This window comes from Mucilaginibacter sp. PAMB04274, assembly GCF_039634385.2.
Classification (GTDB): Bacteria; Bacteroidota; Bacteroidia; order Sphingobacteriales; family Sphingobacteriaceae; genus Mucilaginibacter.
Window position 1 is genome coordinate 4064037 of the sequence record NZ_CP155081.2, and the last position, 16859, is coordinate 4080895.

At 43.2% G+C, this 16859-nt stretch carries 15 protein-coding genes; 3 read left to right on the forward strand and 12 right to left on the reverse strand.

Annotated features, from left to right (window positions below; genetic code table 11):
- Positions 1-23 precede the first annotated feature (23 nt).
- From ABDD95_RS17100 to ABDD95_RS17145, 10 genes are all read right to left on the reverse strand, one after another.
- On the reverse strand, positions 24-227 hold the full coding sequence (locus ABDD95_RS17100) for a hypothetical protein (RefSeq protein WP_345948553.1): 204 nt from the start codon (positions 225-227) through the stop codon (positions 24-26).
- A 56-nt stretch (positions 228-283) separates the two neighbouring features.
- On the reverse strand, positions 284-1150 hold the full coding sequence (locus ABDD95_RS17105; RefSeq protein WP_345948554.1) for a DUF4349 domain-containing protein: 867 nt from the start codon (positions 1148-1150) through the stop codon (positions 284-286).
- Positions 1151-1386: 236 nt separating this feature from the next.
- The gene (gene atpG / locus ABDD95_RS17110; RefSeq protein WP_345948555.1) at positions 1387-2277 is read right to left on the reverse strand and encodes an ATP synthase F1 subunit gamma; all 891 of its coding nucleotides are present in this window, start codon (positions 2275-2277) and stop codon (positions 1387-1389) included.
- A gap of 98 nt (positions 2278-2375) precedes the next feature.
- Positions 2376-3950, reverse strand: coding sequence for a F0F1 ATP synthase subunit alpha (gene atpA, locus ABDD95_RS17115; RefSeq protein WP_345948556.1), 1575 nt, complete (start codon positions 3948-3950; stop codon positions 2376-2378).
- A 35-nt stretch (positions 3951-3985) separates the two neighbouring features.
- Positions 3986-4534: an ATP synthase F1 subunit delta gene (gene atpH / locus ABDD95_RS17120; RefSeq protein WP_345948557.1), complete on the reverse strand. Its 549-nt coding sequence runs from the start codon at positions 4532-4534 to the stop codon at positions 3986-3988.
- Between the two features lie 74 nt (positions 4535-4608).
- Positions 4609-5118 carry a F0F1 ATP synthase subunit B gene (gene atpF / locus ABDD95_RS17125; RefSeq protein WP_345948558.1) on the reverse strand — a complete coding sequence of 170 codons (510 nt, stop codon included), beginning with the start codon at positions 5116-5118 and terminating at the stop codon, positions 4609-4611.
- A 98-nt stretch (positions 5119-5216) separates the two neighbouring features.
- Positions 5217-5423 (reverse strand): ATP synthase F0 subunit C, encoded by a 207-nt coding sequence (gene atpE, locus ABDD95_RS17130; protein WP_157540113.1) that lies wholly within the window; start codon positions 5421-5423, stop codon positions 5217-5219.
- A 46-nt stretch (positions 5424-5469) separates the two neighbouring features.
- Positions 5470-6531, reverse strand: coding sequence for a F0F1 ATP synthase subunit A (gene atpB / locus ABDD95_RS17135; protein WP_345948559.1), 1062 nt, complete (start codon positions 6529-6531; stop codon positions 5470-5472).
- Between the two features lie 32 nt (positions 6532-6563).
- Positions 6564-6944, reverse strand: coding sequence for a hypothetical protein (locus ABDD95_RS17140; protein ID WP_345948560.1), 381 nt, complete (start codon positions 6942-6944; stop codon positions 6564-6566).
- The gene (locus ABDD95_RS17145; protein ID WP_345948561.1) at positions 6941-7138 is read right to left on the reverse strand and encodes an AtpZ/AtpI family protein; all 198 of its coding nucleotides are present in this window, start codon (positions 7136-7138) and stop codon (positions 6941-6943) included. The genes ABDD95_RS17140 and ABDD95_RS17145 overlap by 4 nt, the downstream gene beginning before the upstream one ends.
- A gap of 99 nt (positions 7139-7237) precedes the next feature.
- Here ABDD95_RS17145 and ABDD95_RS17150 point away from each other — a divergent pair, with 99 nt between their 5' ends.
- The 3 genes from ABDD95_RS17150 to uvrC all read left to right on the forward strand — a co-directional run bounded on the left by ABDD95_RS17150 (position 7238) and on the right by uvrC (position 14264).
- Positions 7238-10054 (forward strand): tetratricopeptide repeat protein, encoded by a 2817-nt coding sequence (locus ABDD95_RS17150; protein WP_345948562.1) that lies wholly within the window; start codon positions 7238-7240, stop codon positions 10052-10054.
- Positions 10055-10056: 2 nt separating this feature from the next.
- Positions 10057-12294: a transglycosylase domain-containing protein gene (locus tag ABDD95_RS17155; RefSeq protein WP_345948563.1), complete on the forward strand. Its 2238-nt coding sequence runs from the start codon at positions 10057-10059 to the stop codon at positions 12292-12294.
- A gap of 158 nt (positions 12295-12452) precedes the next feature.
- Positions 12453-14264, forward strand: a complete 1812-nt coding sequence (gene uvrC, locus ABDD95_RS17160; RefSeq protein ID WP_345948564.1) for an excinuclease ABC subunit UvrC — start codon at positions 12453-12455, stop codon at positions 14262-14264.
- 101 nt (positions 14265-14365) lie between these two features.
- On the opposite strand, the gene gldN is transcribed toward uvrC, so the two are convergent.
- Both gldN and gldM read right to left on the reverse strand, forming a co-directional pair.
- On the reverse strand, positions 14366-15310 hold the full coding sequence (gene gldN, locus ABDD95_RS17165; protein ID WP_345948565.1) for a gliding motility protein GldN: 945 nt from the start codon (positions 15308-15310) through the stop codon (positions 14366-14368).
- Between the two features lie 13 nt (positions 15311-15323).
- Positions 15324-16859 (reverse strand): gliding motility protein GldM, encoded by a 1536-nt coding sequence (gene gldM / locus ABDD95_RS17170; RefSeq protein ID WP_345948566.1) that lies wholly within the window; start codon positions 16857-16859, stop codon positions 15324-15326.

Sequence of the window (16859 nt, forward strand, 5' to 3'; positions counted from 1 at the left end):
TTCTTTTATAGATTAAAATGTGGTTACGCTTTTAAAATTGCAAAAACACCTTTCAAGGCAATTAAAATACCAATTACTAAGATGATGTTTGAAACGCTGGTGAATAAAAATCCGTGACCAAAAGCTTGGTCTAAGAAACGGAAAAATACACCTACAGTGCCCACAATGATGGCAACCGTTAAAATTGCATAGATATTGATTGAGTTTGCCTTTTCCATCGAGCTCATAGTGATTTCAATTATGTTGTCGCAAAAATAAAAATGTTTAGCTAATATCGGGCAACTCATTGCATATTTTTAACAGGCTTTATCTGCACGGCATCTTTCATTACATAACGCTTTACCAACAGCCATACACCTACCCCAGCTAATATGAAAACCCATAGGTTGGTAAGGCCTATTATGAAGGATGCAAACAACTGCCAGCCATTCGCCAAAGCAAATGTAAACTGTTTAAAAAATGAAATTTGGTAAGCGCCCGGATCGTCGTTTGCAATGTTCTCTTTCATAACTACGTCGCTTTGGTAAAGACTCATATCAACCACGCTGTTACGAGCAGCGTCATCAATACGTTTATTATTAATCTTTTCATCCACCATATCATCTTTTAGCATCAATACGGCTGCTGGGTCTTTAATTTTTATCTTCCCTGTCTTTTGCTGGCTGATGAGTTGCGTACGACTGTTTAGTTTCAATTGCGACGACAGGTAATCCAGCGTGCGATCTTCAATGTCCATGCGCCTGGCCTTTACATGTAGCCCAAGTTTGCCAACACGTGTCATAAATTGCTCTAAACTATCTGACGGGATCTTGACCGCAATACTCGCCGTGGTATGCAAAACAGTTACGCGTTGCAGAGAGTCGCTGCTCAAAAGCATATCTTGCGATCTAACCTCTTCTGACTGCATTTGATGATGCATTACCATGCCATGAAATTTATTCGTAAGATTCACAATGTGCTCACTGGCAGCCGAAACATCTTTAACTTTCATATCCATGTCGGCCGTTTTAACCAATTTTGTAGTGGTACTGTCGGCTGCAACCGTATCGGCCGAGCTGCTTGCACTATTGTTAACGGGTTCGTAATTGCTTTTCCCTTTGCAGGCTCCCAGCAGGCAAAGCGCGGCCAGGAGCACTAATAAGTTACTCATTTTCATTTGGTTAAGTTTAAAGGTTTTGTTATTGATACACCGAGACCCAAAAAAGTAACCTATGCTTGGCTTGTGTGATAAGTTTGTTACGTAAGCAAAATAGTCCAGATACTACTAACGAATGGCAAACGCACATCAGGCGCAGATGCGGTTAGCTAAAATTTTGACGCCTTGCCTGCCGGAAACGAAAAAAGCCCCGAGAGTTCGGGGCTTTAAACACATATTTAAGTTTATAATTATCCGTTTGATAATGCCGCAGCACCGCTCACAATCTCAGTAAGCTCAGTGGTGATTGCGGCTTGCCGGGCTTGGTTGTATGAAAGCTTTAACGCCTTCAACAGATCGCCGGCATTTTCAGTCGCCTTGTCCATAGCCGTCATACGTGCGCCGTGTTCAGAAGCATTTGAATCCAGAACGGCACGGTACAACTGTATTTTAATATTCTTAGGAATCAGCTGCTCAACAATAGCTTTCTGCGATGGCTCCAATATGTAATCGGTTTGTTCGGCAGCACTCTTAGTTTTATCTTCGCTTTCTGCTTTTGGCACAGGCAACAACTGCTCAGTTACTAAAAACTGCGTAGCAGCGTTGCGGAAGTGGTTATAAACCAGCTCAACGCGGTCATAATCTCCATTCACAAAGCCCTGCATAACCGACTCTGTAATTTTCGATACGTTAATAAAGTTCAAATCACTGTAAACTTCATTATTATCACCAATTACATTGTAATTACGTTTTAAGTAATAGTCTTGCGCTTTGCGGCCTATGGCTACTATAGATACATTACCTGCTCTCAACTGCTCGCTGTATTTCTCAGCAATAATGTTATTAGCAGCTTTAATGGCATTAGTATTAAAAGCACCTGCAAGTCCGCGGTTTGATGATACCACTACCACCAGTACACGTACAGGCTCACGCTCCTGCAAATAAGGTGATGCGCCATCTTCAATACTGGCCGATAGGTTAGCCAGCATTTCTTTAAGTTTAGTAGCGTAGGGACGCAACTGAACAATAGCATTGGTTGCTCTCTTCAGCTTAGCTGCCGAAACCATTTTCATGGCCTTGGTAATCTGCTGCGTTGAGTTTACAGATGCAATACGGTTTCTTACTTCTTTTAAATTAGCCATCTATTTGAGATGTAAGTATAGAGATATGAGATGTGAGCTTAAAACAAGGATTTAAAATCTTGTCTCCATACTCACGTCTCCTATCTCCTATCTAAATATTAATATTTTCCTGTTAGTTCTTTAGCTACCTTTTCCAGTACGCCGGTTAACTGGTCATCAAATTTACCAGCTTTAAGGGCTGCTAAAACTTCAGGATGACGCATTTCCAGCTGGCTGGTAAACTCGCTTTCAAACTCCCTTACCTTGTTTACAGGCACGTTACGCATCAGGTTTTTAGTACCGATGTAAATAATGGCAACTTGTTTTTCAACAGATACCGGTGAGTACTGACCTTGTTTAAGGATCTCTACGTTACGGGCACCCTTATCGATCACGTTTTTAGTAGCCGCATCCAAATCAGAACCGAATTTAGAGAAAGCCTCTAACTCGCGGTATTGTGCCTGGTCAAGCTTTAAGGTACCGGCAACTTTTTTCATGGATTTAATCTGCGCATTACCACCCACACGTGATACCGAAATACCTACGTTGATAGCCGGACGCACACCTGCGTTAAACAGGTTCGACTCCAGGAATATCTGACCGTCGGTAATTGAAATTACGTTAGTTGGGATATAGGCAGATACGTCACCAGCCTGTGTTTCGATGATTGGCAATGCTGTTAATGAGCCACCGCCTTTTACCAGGTGTTTGATTGAATCTGGCAAATCGTTCATCTCACGGGCAATCTCATCATTTGCGTTGATTTTAGCCGCACGTTCTAACAAACGGCTGTGCAAATAAAACACGTCACCAGGATAAGCCTCACGGCCCGGTGGACGGCGAAGTAATAATGATACCTCACGGTAAGCAACAGCTTGTTTAGACAAATCATCATAAACAATCAGTGCCGGACGACCGGTATCACGGAAGTACTCGCCTATAGCAGCACCTGCAAATGGCGCAAAGAACTGCATTGGAGCAGGCTCAGCAGCACTGGCAGCTACAACGATGGAGTAAGGCATAGCGCCGTTCTCCTCAAGCGTGCGTACAATATTGGCAACGGTTGATGCCTTTTGACCACAAGCTACATATATACAAATTACCGGTTGGCCGGCAGCATAAAATTCTTTTTGATTGATGATGGTATCGATACAAACCGCAGTTTTACCAACCTGGCGGTCACCAATAACCAACTCGCGCTGGCCACGGCCAATAGGAATCATTGCATCGATAGCTTTGATACCAGTTTGCAATGGCTCAGTTACCGGCTGACGGTAAATAACACCAGGAGCTTTACGCTCCAAAGGCATGTCATAAGTAGCACCGGCAATAGGGCCTTTGCCATCAATTGGCTCGCCCAGAGTGTTTACCACACGGCCAAGCATACCTTCACCTACTTTTAAAGAGGCAATTTTGTTGGTACGTTTAACGGTATCACCTTCCTTTACTTCGTCATACTTACCCAACAATACCACACCCACGTTATCTTCTTCCAGGTTAAGTACGATACCTTGCAAGCCGTTATCAAATTCAACCAACTCGCCTGATTGAACTTTTGTTAAGCCATAAACGCGGGCAATACCGTCGCCTACCTGAAGCACAGTACCCACTTCTTCTAATTCAGATTCTGACTTAAAGCCCGACAACTGCTGACGCAAGATGGCCGATACTTCGTCTGGTCTAACCTCTACCATTTTAATGTTTTATTTTTAGTATAAGTGTCTATAAATTATTGTATCACCTTTTGGGCGAATTCTTTTCTCATTTTCTGCAGGCTTGTTGAAACTGATGTATCAATTTGGCGGTCGCCTACAGTTAATATAAAACCACCAATTAACGATGCATCAACCTTAGCCAGCAATTGCACCTCTTTACCACCCAGGCTTTTCACCTCGCTGATAATTTGCTGCTTATTAGCTTCAGAAAGCGGTGCTGCAGAAACTACTGTAGCTTTTACTACTTCCTTTTTAAGGTTATACTGATTCAAGAACTCCTGGGCTGTAGGATATAAAATCTCACCGCGGCTTTTATCCACCATAATCTTAAAAAAAGCGTCGGTATTAGGATTTACCTTGCCAGTAAATATGGCCTGCAGTATTTTTGTCTTTTTATCGTGCGAAACAATAGGGTTGCGCAACACAGCTTGCAGTTGGCTATTAGCCTTAACTGTTTGCACAAAAAAGGCCATATCATCCTTAATGGCTTCTAAAGCATTTCTTTCCTCCGCCAAATCAATCAACGACTTTGCGTACCGGTATGCAACTGTTATTTCTGACATTCTATTGAGTTGTCGGTTGGTGGTTATCGGCTGCCGTTGTAATTACTTACAATACGCAACTTTAAACTCGCAACTTATTTTATCGTTACTTCTTTTAATAAATCGGCTACTAATGCATCTTGCGCTTGCTGATCAGAAATCTCTTTGCGTAAAATCTTCTCTGCAATTTCTACAGATAAGGTTGCAACCTGGTTTTTCACATCGGCCATAGCAATCGCTTTAAGGCTGTTAATTTCAAGACGTGCATTTTCAATCATACGGGCACCTTCAACATTAGCAGCATTTTTAGCCTCGTTCACTATCTGATCTTTCAGCTGGCGGGCTTCGCGTAAAATTAAATCACGCTCGGCACGGGCTTCTTTTAACAGTTGCTCGTTCTCATTGGTTAAACGCGCCATTTCTTCCTTAGCTGCCTCTGCTTTCAATAAAGCGTCCTCAATTGAACGCTCACGATCGCCGATAGCGGCCATAATTGGCTTCCAGGCAAATTTGCTCAGTAAGAACAACAGTATTAAGAATGCTACTGCGGCCCAAACCACAAAGCCTAAATGATCATTTAATAAACCTTCGAATAATTGTTCCATTTATTGAATATTGTTATCTAAACAACACTTTTTAACTTTATAAAAACCTTACCTGCCGCCAACCGCTGCAAGTAAGGTTTTATTTTTTGCCGGGATGATTATTTACCCAACAGTGCAACTACCACACCGAACAGTGCAACACCCTCGATAAGAGCGGCAGCGATGATCATTGCAGTTTGAATTTTTGAAGAAGCTTCAGGCTGACGAGCAATACCTTCCATGGCTTTGCCACCTACCTGACCGATACCGATACCTGCACCGATAACCGCTAAACCTGCACCTAATGCAGCAATACTTCCAGTCATGTTTGTTAAATTTAAAAGTTAAATATAGTGTATAATTATTTACAAATTAGTGGTGATGCTCCTCAACTGCAGTACCAATAAACAGCGCAGTAAGCATGGTAAAAATAAACGCTTGTAAAAATGCTACCAGTAACTCCAGCACATCCATAAACAGTACGAATACGATAGATACCGGCGCAATCCACAACGTTTTGAAAATGAAGATCAACGATATCAAACTCAACACGATGATGTGACCTGCCGAAATGTTAGCATACAAACGTATCATTAATGCAAACGGACGAGAGATTACACCGATCAGCTCCACCGGGATCATGATAGGATATAACCAAACCGGTACAGGCGGCATAAAAATGTGTTTCCAGTAGTATTTGTTAGCGCTGAAGTTTACCACTATTAATACAATGAAAGCCATTACAAACGTAAGCAGAATATTACCTGTAACGTTAGCACCTCCTGGGAATATCGGAATCAAGCCCATCAGGTTATTGATCCAGATAAAGAAGAATATGGTTAACAAAATAGGCATATAACGCTGGTAACGGTAACCAATATTAGGGCGGGCAATTTCATCACGCACAAACATAATAACCGGCTCAATAAGCGATTGCAAACCTTTTGGCGCTTTACCTTCACGCTTTTTATAAGCAGCGGCAACAGTAAAGAAGATCACGAACAATATGATACCGGCTAACCACATAGCCAATACGTTTTTCGTGATCGAGAAATCGTAAACATGCTTTGAGGCTTCCTTATCAACTTCGCCGGCGGCATTTACTACCCTTATCTTATCTTCTACCAGTTTGTAGGTATAGAACTTAGCCTGATAAGCCTCATGCCCGTGGTGAAAATTTGCTGCCGAGAAAAATTCAGTTCCCTTGTCGGTAAAAAGAATAATTGGCAACGGCAATGATGTTTCACCCCACAAGTGCCAATAGTGCGAGTCGGCAATGTGCTCCAGAATTGCAGTGGTTGGATTGAAGGCTTCCTGTTCTGCATTTTTAGCCTCTGCGGATGCTTCTTCGTGTTGTATAGCGAAAGTTTTACACGTGGTTAGTGTAAAAAGAACACCTAAAATTAACCGAAGGAATATTTTTTTTGAGTTCAAAATGTGCCTAAAATCCATTAATTGCGAGATTTTTACTTTTTATTTTGGACGCGCAAGTTACTCAACAAACTGTAAATTTCAAAGGCTGTGTATAAGAAATATAGATAAAAATAGTTGAGTACAAAAACAATGTCGTTTACCTTGTATCTGTGCGTGTAAATAAGGGCTATTGTCATACACAAAAGCAGTTTTAGTGTAGTGGCTCCTAAAAACACTTGTCCGCCCAGTGTGCCGTTTTTTTGTTGAGCCCATATCACACTTAGGCTAATTAGGAATGTTAGTGATGAAAAAAACTGGAAGATGAGCCAAAAGCCGGGGATAAGCCAGGCCGCGTTACCTGCATAATTGATCAGCGCAGGTGGCAGCCCAATGGCCAGGGTGGTTATACCAAAGGCAATAAAAAATCTTTTCAATCTTTAACGGATTTGATGACCAGGTACAACGAAATAAAAACTCCGGCCAGTGACATAGCCGCCGTAACCCAGGGCGTAGCATGTGCGCTGCGTTTATCAATTTCATATCCCACAAATGATAAAACACCAATTATGGCAATCATTTGAAACGCAATTCCCGTATACTTTATATAATCGTTAGCAGGCTTATTCATTTAAGGTATTGTAGCTAATGCTATTATTAGCCTACAAATTTATGAAACGGTTACATAGTATTTAGTAAATTAGCCAGGCTTTTTATAAAACCCGATTTAGTGTTCAAGGATATCAAAAAAATAATGCCGCTAACGGTTACCGCCCTGCTTGTGCTGGTGGTTGGCTGTTCGCTCGAAAAGGAAAGCGCCGTAAATCGCGGACTACAAAACTTAACCGCACGTTATAATATACTTTTTAACGCCAATGAGCTGCTCAGGCAGAAGCAGGAAACCTATGCCACTACCTTTGTAGATGATTACGATCAGTTGTTAAACGTTTATCAGGATACGGCATCGCACCTGGCAACCGGCGATAAAGACCTGGAAGCAGTTGTTGCTAAAGCTAACGCCATTATTAGTATTAAAGAACAGAGCCATTATATAGGCGATGCTTATTTGTTGTTGGGTAAGGCAGCCCATTTAAATGCCGATTATTTTAATGCCGTAGAGTACTTTGGTTATGTGATCCGTTCGTTTGCCAACAAACCCGACCTGGTGCAAGAGGCGCGTGCCTGGCAAATACGCTCGTATGTATATCTGGATCAATTAGGTCTTGCTAAAAACGTACTGGATACCGCTTTGCTTAATGCTACGCCAAAAACAAAGACCCAAACGGGTTACATTTACGCTGCCGGCCTACAATATTACACAGCAGCACAAAACTATCCGGAGGCCATTAACATGGCGCAAAAGGCTATTGAACTAAGCAAGCAAAACCAGCTACGCTTAAGGTGGACATTTATTTTGGCGCAACTACAGGAACTCACCCGCCAACCCGCCGATGCTTATACCAATTACACACGAGTTGTTAAAAGTAATGCCCCGTTTATAATGGCATTTAATGCTGAGCTGAACCGCATCCGCATTGAGGATACCCAAAACGGCCGCCACCTGAGCCGTGCCGACCGCCTTAAAAGCCTTTTGCGTAACGAAAATAACGAAGAGTTTACCGATCAGATCTACTACCAGTTGGGCGAGTTGGCCCTTACCGATAACAAGACCGACGAAGCGATCAAAAACTATAACCAGTCTATTAAGAGCAGCCTTAAAAATCAAACACAAAAAGGTTTGAGCTATTTGCGCCTGGCCGATATTAGCTTTAAAACCAATGGCGACTATGCGAAGGCCAAGCAATACTATGATAGCACCCTACTCAATTTATCACCCAATTATCCTGGGTACCAAACCATACGCAAAAAGGCCGATAACTTGCAACTACTGGCCGATAGGCTGCAAACCATTGCCCGTGAAGATACCCTGCAAGCCTTAGCCAAATTAGATGAGCCGGCACGCGCACAACGTATTGCTGAGCTTACCCGTGTACAAGGGCAGCAGTTAGCCGCTAACAACACAAACGCTAATTCTCCATACACCACCACCAATGCGCAACCCATGTTAGATGACAATACGGCTGTGCAAGGCACCCCATCTAACGCCGGAAGCGGGTTTTACTTTAACAATGTAAACGCGGTGAGCCAGGGGTTTACGGATTTTAAGCGCAAATGGGGCAACCGCAAGTTAGAAGATAACTGGCGCAGAAGCGTACGTTATAATAGTGACATTACCACCAATACCTTAAATACTACACAAAACGTTGACCCTGCCGTACTGCCCGGCTTAACACAAAAAAGCACTGCCGATGTGGTAACCACCAATTACCGCCAGCAGCTGGAGCAAAACATTCCGCTTACACCGGCTTTAATGGCGCAATCTAACCTGCGTATATATAATGCATACTTGGATCTGGCCGTATTTTACCGCGATGTGCTGAACGACAAACCAGAGGCTATTGCCATTTATGAGCAGCTGGTTAAGCGTTTCCCTAAAGATGAAAATTTAGCGGCCAGCTACTATAACCTGTACCGTTTGTATGCTGATGTAGATAAGACGAAATCAGACGAGTATAAAAACATGCTCATTGCGCAGTTTCCGCAAAGCACCTATGCCAAGGTCATTACCGACCCGGATTATGCCCGCCGCATGAACGATCAGGATGCTGAGCTAAGCTATTTTTATAATAAGCTATATGATGAGTATGCAGCACGCCAGTACCCACAGGTAATTATCCATGCCGATGATTTGCTGAAACAAAACCCTGATAACAAGTTTGCCGCACAGATTGCCTATTTACGCGCTATAGCATCGGGCCATCAGGAAAAAGTAACACCATTCCAGAGCGAATTACTTCAGATAGTAAATAAATATGCTAATGATGAACTGATTACGCCTTTAGTAAGACAGCACCTGGCTTACATTGACGCCAACATAACCGAAATGGCTGCCCGCAAATTTGCCATTATTGACAGCGACCCAAACGCCGCCAGCTTTATACCAGCTCCGGTTGTGCAGCAACCGTTGGCAGCAGCAACCCGTTCGCAACCTGCGGTTAAGGAACCAACCCAGCCCGCAGTGGCAAAGCCGGTTGAAAAAGCTGCAGTAACAGAGCCAGTTGTTAAGCCGCTCTCCGTAAATGCGGCTGCAACACCTCGCACACCGCCGCCGGCTGCTCCATCTATCTTCAATAACCGCGATAGTACAAATTATTACTTTGCCATTAATGTAAACAGCGGTACTACCAACCTGGCTTCATCAAGGTTTGGGGTTGGGCAGTTTAACCGCACCAGTTACCAGGGTAGCGCTATTAAGCACCAGCTTAAACCTGTAGGGACAGATAACCAGCTCATTTATGTGGGCCGTTTTAATAACTTAGAGGATGCTAAAGCCTACGCGCGCAAAATTGTACCGTTAATGCCGCAGATAATGAAGGTGCCGGCCGATAAATACAGCTTTTTTATCATCACTCAAGAAAATCTGGATAAATTAGCCGACCGAAAATTACTGGATAGCTACGTTGAGTACTATCAGAAAAACTTTTAAGCATGATTGTTAAGCTCTCTAAACCCGAAATACGCAGTTATAACTGGCTCATCTGGAAAATAGCCCTGGGCTGTCTGGCCTTCTTTATATTAATTATAGCGCTTACTGCCTTTGGCGTATTTGGTCCCCTACCTTCTTTCCGCGATTTGGAGAATCCAAAAAGTAACCAGGCTTCTGAAATAATGTCATCTGATAAAAAGATTTTGGGTAAATATTACGTGCAAAACCGCTCAAACGTAAGTTACAGCCAAATATCGCCAAATGTGATACATGCACTGGTAGCCACTGAGGATAATCGTTTTTACAATCACTCAGGTATTGATTTTGGCCGCGCTTTCACCATTATCTTTTATAACTTAATTGGTAAAAAACAAGGTGGCAGTACCATTACGCAACAGCTGGCACTCAATCTTTTTTCAGAGCGTTCGCATGATCGTCTTACCCGTATCAGGCAAAAACTACAGGAATGGGTTATTGCCGTACGCCTGGAGCGCAATTATACCAAGGAAGAAATCATTACCATGTACCTCAACACGGTAGATTTTGGCGCGTATAATACGTTTGGCATTAGTTCGGCTGCGGCTACCTACTTTAATACAACGCCAGATAAATTGACACCCGATCAGGCCGCCTTGCTCATTGGCATGGTAAACGGTCCCGGTATTTATTCACCTATACGCCACCCCGAAAATGCTATAACCCGTCGCAATTTTGTATTACGCCGCATGACCGAAGAGGGTTATTTAAGCGATGGCCAGGCAGAAGAATACAAAAGCAAATCGCTGGGCCTAAATTTCCACCCGAGTGACCATAACGAAGGTCTGGCTACTTATTTCCGCTCGGTGCTTAAAAAGGATGTACAACGTATACTGAACGAGCAAGACCTGCATAAATCTGACGGAACGCCTTACGATCTAGACCGCGACGGATTAAAAATATACACTACCCTTAACTACACCATGCAGCAGTATGCCGAAGAGGCACAAAAAGAATACATGAAACAGCTGCAGCAGCAATTTAACCAGCACTGGCGCGGCCGCAGCTTATGGAAAAGTGTTCCGGATTTTGGTATGCTGATGGATCAGGGCATGAAACGTTCAGACCGGTATAAATCTTTAAAGCAACAGGGCAAGTCTGACGAGGAAATCAGGCAGGATTTTAACACGCCAACCAGTATGAATTTATTTACCTGGCATGGTAATATTGACACCACCATGAAACCGGTTGACTCGGTAGTATATTGTAAAATGTTGTTACGTAACGCCATGATGAGCATGGACCCTACCACAGGCTATGTTAAAGCATGGGTGGGCGGCATCAACTACGAGCATTTTAAATACGACCAGGTAAAGATGGGTACGCGCCAGGTAGGTTCAACTGCCAAGCCGTTTACCTACTCGGTAGCTATCGAGAATGGCTTTTCGCCATGTATGCAGGTGAATAACGTACCCGATACCATTTACAATTATGGTAAACCCTGGGCACCTGGCTCAAATCCGTCAGAGACTGTACATGGCATGATCACCTTGCGCAAGGCACTGGCGCGTTCGCAAAACTGGGTTACGGCACACGTAATGAAAGAAGTTACGCCGCAGCCCGTTGCTGACCTGATTAAAAAGATGGGCGTTACCAGCAATGTTCCGGCTTATCCGTCTATCTGTTTAGGCACGTTTGATGCCTCATTATATGATATGACCGGTGCCTACGGCGTGTTTGCTAACGAAGGATTGTGGACGGAACCTACCTATTTACTGCGTATTGAAGACAAGAACGGCAACTTGTTATATGACCATAAAGCCCGCGTTGTACAAGCCATGAATCCGCAAACAGCCTATGTAATGACCTATATGTTAAAAGGCGTGGTTGATGAAGGTACAGGCTGGCGCTTACGCAGCAAATATGGCTTACGTAATCCCATTGGCGGTAAAACCGGTACTACCCAAAATAACTCCGATGGCTGGTTTATTGGGATAACCCCTCAACTGGTAACCGGTGTTTGGACGGGCTGCGAAGACCGGGCTATTCACTTCCGCTCTACTAACCTGGGTGAGGGCGCCAACTCTGCCCTTCCTGTTTTTGCATTGTACATGAAGAAGATTTATGCCAACCCCTCCTTAGGCATTAAGCAGAATATTGATTTTGCGCAGCCTAAAAGCGGCATCAACGTTACGCTGGATTGTAATGCTTACGGGCAGCAGCAACAGGAAACAGCCGAGGTAGACAATAAATTGGGCTTTTAAGCCGTAGCGTAAACAATACTTCATACAAACGCCCGTTCAAATTTTGTTTGAATGGGCGTTTGTATTGTGCTACAGTTGAAACAAAAGTAAACGTAATTACATTTATTAACAGATGTTAACAACTCTTGTGCTTCGCCATTAAAGGGTTTGAGGATGATATGTTTGACTATAAAGAAGCATTAAAAAAGATACCGCATAAACCTGGTGTTTACCAATACTGGGATGATAGTAATGAACTAATTTACATTGGTAAGGCTAAAGATCTGCGCAATCGGGTATCATCTTACTTTGTTAAAGATCACCAGCTTAGTTCCAAAACGCGGGTATTGGTGTCAAAAATCCGCAATATTACCTTTACCATTGTTGATACCGAAGTAGATGCCTGGCTGCTCGAGAACAGCTTAATTAAAAAGCACAAGCCTAAGTACAACATAGATTTAAAGGACGACAAGACCTACCCGTGGATTGTTATTAAAAACGAGCGTTTCCCCCGCATTTACTGGACACGTAATATTGTGCGCGATGGCTCCAAATACTTAGGACCTTACCCTTCGGTAAGCATGATGCATACCATATTGGGTGTAATACGCGAAACCTATGCGTTACGCACATGCAATTTGGCCTTAACGCCCGAAAACATTAATGCCGGTAAATTTAAGGTTTGCCTCGAGTATCAGTTGGGCAATTGTAAAGGCCCCTGCCAAAACTACCAAACCGAAGATGACTACAACCGTAGCATCAACGAAATAATGGATATATTGAATGGAAAGATTGGTAGTGTACTGAAAGATCTGAAACGCGACATGGAAGGGGCCGCTTCCAATCTTGACTTTGAACTGGCGCACAGGTTAAAGCGCAAATATGATTTACTCATCAACTATCAAAGTAAATCTACTGTTGTTAATTCGTCTATCACCGATGTTGACGTATTTAGTATCGCCTCTGATGAGAAGCATGCGTTTGTGAACTTTTTGAAAGTGATGAACGGTACAATTACCCAAACACAAACCATAGAGTTAAAAAAGCGGCTGGATGAAAGTGATGCTGAATTGCTGACTTTTGCTATATCTGAGTTTAGGACGCGGTTTAACAGCAAATCGAAAGAGATTATTGTGCCCTTTGAGATTGAACTGGTTGATGACAATATAAAGTTTACGGTACCCAAACTGGGCGAAAAAAGAAAATTGCTTGACTTATCACAAAAGAATGTGCATTTCTTTAAACGCGATAAGCTGGAGCAATACGAGAAATTAAATCCCGATGTGCGCACCGAACGCCTGCTTACGCAAATGATGAAAGACTTGCGCATGAACCAGCTACCGCGTCATATTGAGTGTTTTGATAACTCAAACTTTCAGGGTAAGTACCCGGTATCGGCCATTGTGGTATTTAAAGATGCCAGGCCTTCCAAAAAAGATTACCGCTTTTTTAATGTAAAAACGGTTGAGGGGCCCAATGACTTTGCTACCATGGAAGAGGCCGTGTTCCGCCGCTACCGCCGGTTGCTGGATGAAGGCACGTCATTACCGCAACTGGTGATTATTGATGGTGGCAAAGGCCAGCTTTCTGCCGCTTTAAAGAGTTTAAAATTGTTGGGCATCGAAAAACAGTTAACTGTGATAGGTATTGCCAAACGGCTCGAAGAAATTTTCTATCCAGGCGATCAGTACCCCTTATACCTTGACAAACGCTCCGAGTCATTAAAAATAATACAGCAACTGCGTGACGAGGCACACCGCTTCGGTATCACTGCCCACCGTAAAAAACGCGACAAAGGCACGTTAGCCACAGAGCTGGAACTTGTACCTGGTATTGGTCGTCTATCAGCCGAAAAGCTGCTTAAATACTTCAAGTCTGTTAAGAAAATTCGAGAAGCCAGCCTTGATGAACTACAGGAAGTTGTAAACCTAAAACAGGCGCAGGCAGTGGTTAACTATTTCAAGCAGGATGAGGCCGTGGCCAGCGAGTAATAAGTGCTAAGTAATAAAAAAGCCCTTGCTATGCAGCAAGGGCTTTTTGTTATTTAAGGATGTGAGTAAGTAAGCAATTACTTAACCATCAACTCTTTTGATTAGTGCTGCCATAAGCCAAGTTCCCAATCCATCAGCGATTTCTTTACTTTTTCAGATTCATAAAGTTTATCGATGCCTTGCGCATAATCTTTTATGCGCTCATCTTTCTGATTGGATACTTTAACAATTACACTGGCAAATAAGCGTTTCATAAACACGTCATCAAAGCTTAAACCGGTGGCATCGTTGTTGCGGCTTACCGCTTCTTTAGAAGCTAATACCTGGCGCGCTTCTGGGAAGTAGATCCAGAAAACAGGCTGAAAATCAGTATCGATACCAGCAGCCTTAATTTTCATTAAAGGCGCAATACCTATAATACGCGGCTCAAAAATTGAGCGTTGTCTGTCAAAAACCCAGTCTTCCTTGATACGGAAACGAATTACGCTATCAGGGTTAAAATCACCAGCTTGTAATTTAGAGCCAATTTTATTGCCCTGCGCATCAAATTGATCAACTACCGCGCTATCTGCCAGGCGGGCTTTAGCTTTACCTGGGGTAAGCGGCACGGCAAAGCCGTCGCCGTTAGGATCATCCTTACTCGGGTTAGGATCGTAAGCAGTAAGCTCACCGGCATCTACAGCTTCCATCAGCACATCAATTAACCTTGCCTTAGGCGAACCTAAGTACTGGTTCATCTTCTCGCGCAGGTCAAGCTCGCGCCAAACACGCTTAGAATACACAACGTCAGCTTCGCGCAGGTTAGCATATGGAGTAACGCGGGCACTTAAAATGTTGGCTTTTTTGTAATAGCCATCCATTGGCCGCTCAAAAGGCTTAGCTTTTTTAGCCGTATCAACAGCAGGCTGTGCATTAAATGTTGTATTAGCTACATTACTTTGCGTTGCTGCTTTAGTTGTACGTTTACGTGTGGTGCCGCGCCTTTGAGCGTAAGTGCTCAAACAAATTAAACTCAATAGCCCCAGCACAAAAATCTTCCGTCTCATATTTTAAGTTTTTTTAATTTGCACTAATGATGATGTCTTTCAAGCCACGTTGTGAACCATCAGGACCAACAGCAATTACACTGGTGAATGCCACACGGGTACCCGGTACAATGCTGGCCATAGCGGCACGCATTTGACCTGATAATTGGTTACCGCTGGTTGACAGTAAAATAGGATCCTGACGTGGTTTCAATATCAACAGGTTAAAACGTTGGATGTTAAAGTTCGCATCAAATTCGAAATTCTCCAGTTTTGCAAACACTCTATCCTGCGCTTTTAAGTTAGCAGTTGAAGTTTGACCGCCATCTTTACCGCCAAACATCACTACCGGATCTGGTATACGTTTTACACGGAAAGAAGTTGACCCTAAAACCTGATTTTTTCCCGGAGATGCTTCGCCCGATACGGTTACATTAACTGTACCTGGTGAAGTTACACGAGCAGTAAACGAACCATTAGAACCGCTTACCGATCCGCCCGACATGCTTACACGAAGCTTGTCTTTTGGAATACCCGGCGCAGATACCGATAATGGGTTAGCTACACCGATATATAACACATTCATCTTCTCGGCAGCAACTGTAGCTGATGGCTTGGCCACCTGGTATTGTTGCGGAGCTGTTTTGTACTCTTTAATAGTACCATCGTTTTGACGAACGCGGATGGTACCTACCCAGGTACGCATACCTTCGCCGCTTGTACCGGTGGTATAAGTACCACGGCCTTCACTTACCTGTAAACGCGAACCGTTTACAGAGATATCAGGGTTAGACTTTGAATCAGACGCGGTTAAGAACACCTCAGCTTTATAGGGCTGACCAGCAATAATGTAGCTGCTTGGCGCTACAGCAACAGCTGCAAATTTATCCAGATTAACTACCGCCTGGTCTACTTTACCTAAAATCTTCTTTACAACTTCCGATTCAGCATTTTTAGCGTCTGCCTGTACCTTAGTTAATGAAGTCATGGCAGCACCCATCGGAATACCATCACCAAAGTAAGCTTCTTCCCATTTCAGTTTTGCGTTGCCTTTTTTAGCTTCTGGCGCATCAGCTGATAAAGACAACTTTGTTGAAGTTCTGTCTTTAGGATCAAGCAGGTTTAGTAACTTTTCGCGGGTCTCGTCAATTTTTTTACGTAGCTCCTCGCCCTTTTTACCGTTAATCATCACTTCAGCAGAGATGTCAAGGTTATCACGGCCTTTCCAGTCGTTAATGTTCTCGTCAAAACCACCGGCTTTGTCAATAAGCACTTTTTTCAGACCTTCAACATAGTCGTCAAGCTCTTTAGCCACCTGGCTAGCCTGCTTAGCTTTATCGTATATAGGTTTTGCTCTATCTGGTTGCTCTTTAAGTTTGGTCTTCTCAAAAGCATCGTAAGTATTATCAATACCGGTTTGTACGTTTGATTTTGATGAAGATAAACTATCACTAATATTTTTAAATGCGTTAAGTAAGCTATCCGGCACGTTTAGTGCCACTAAGCCCAATAAAACCAAGTACAGGATGCCAATCATCCGCTGCCTTGGGGTTTCTTTACCTCCAGCCAT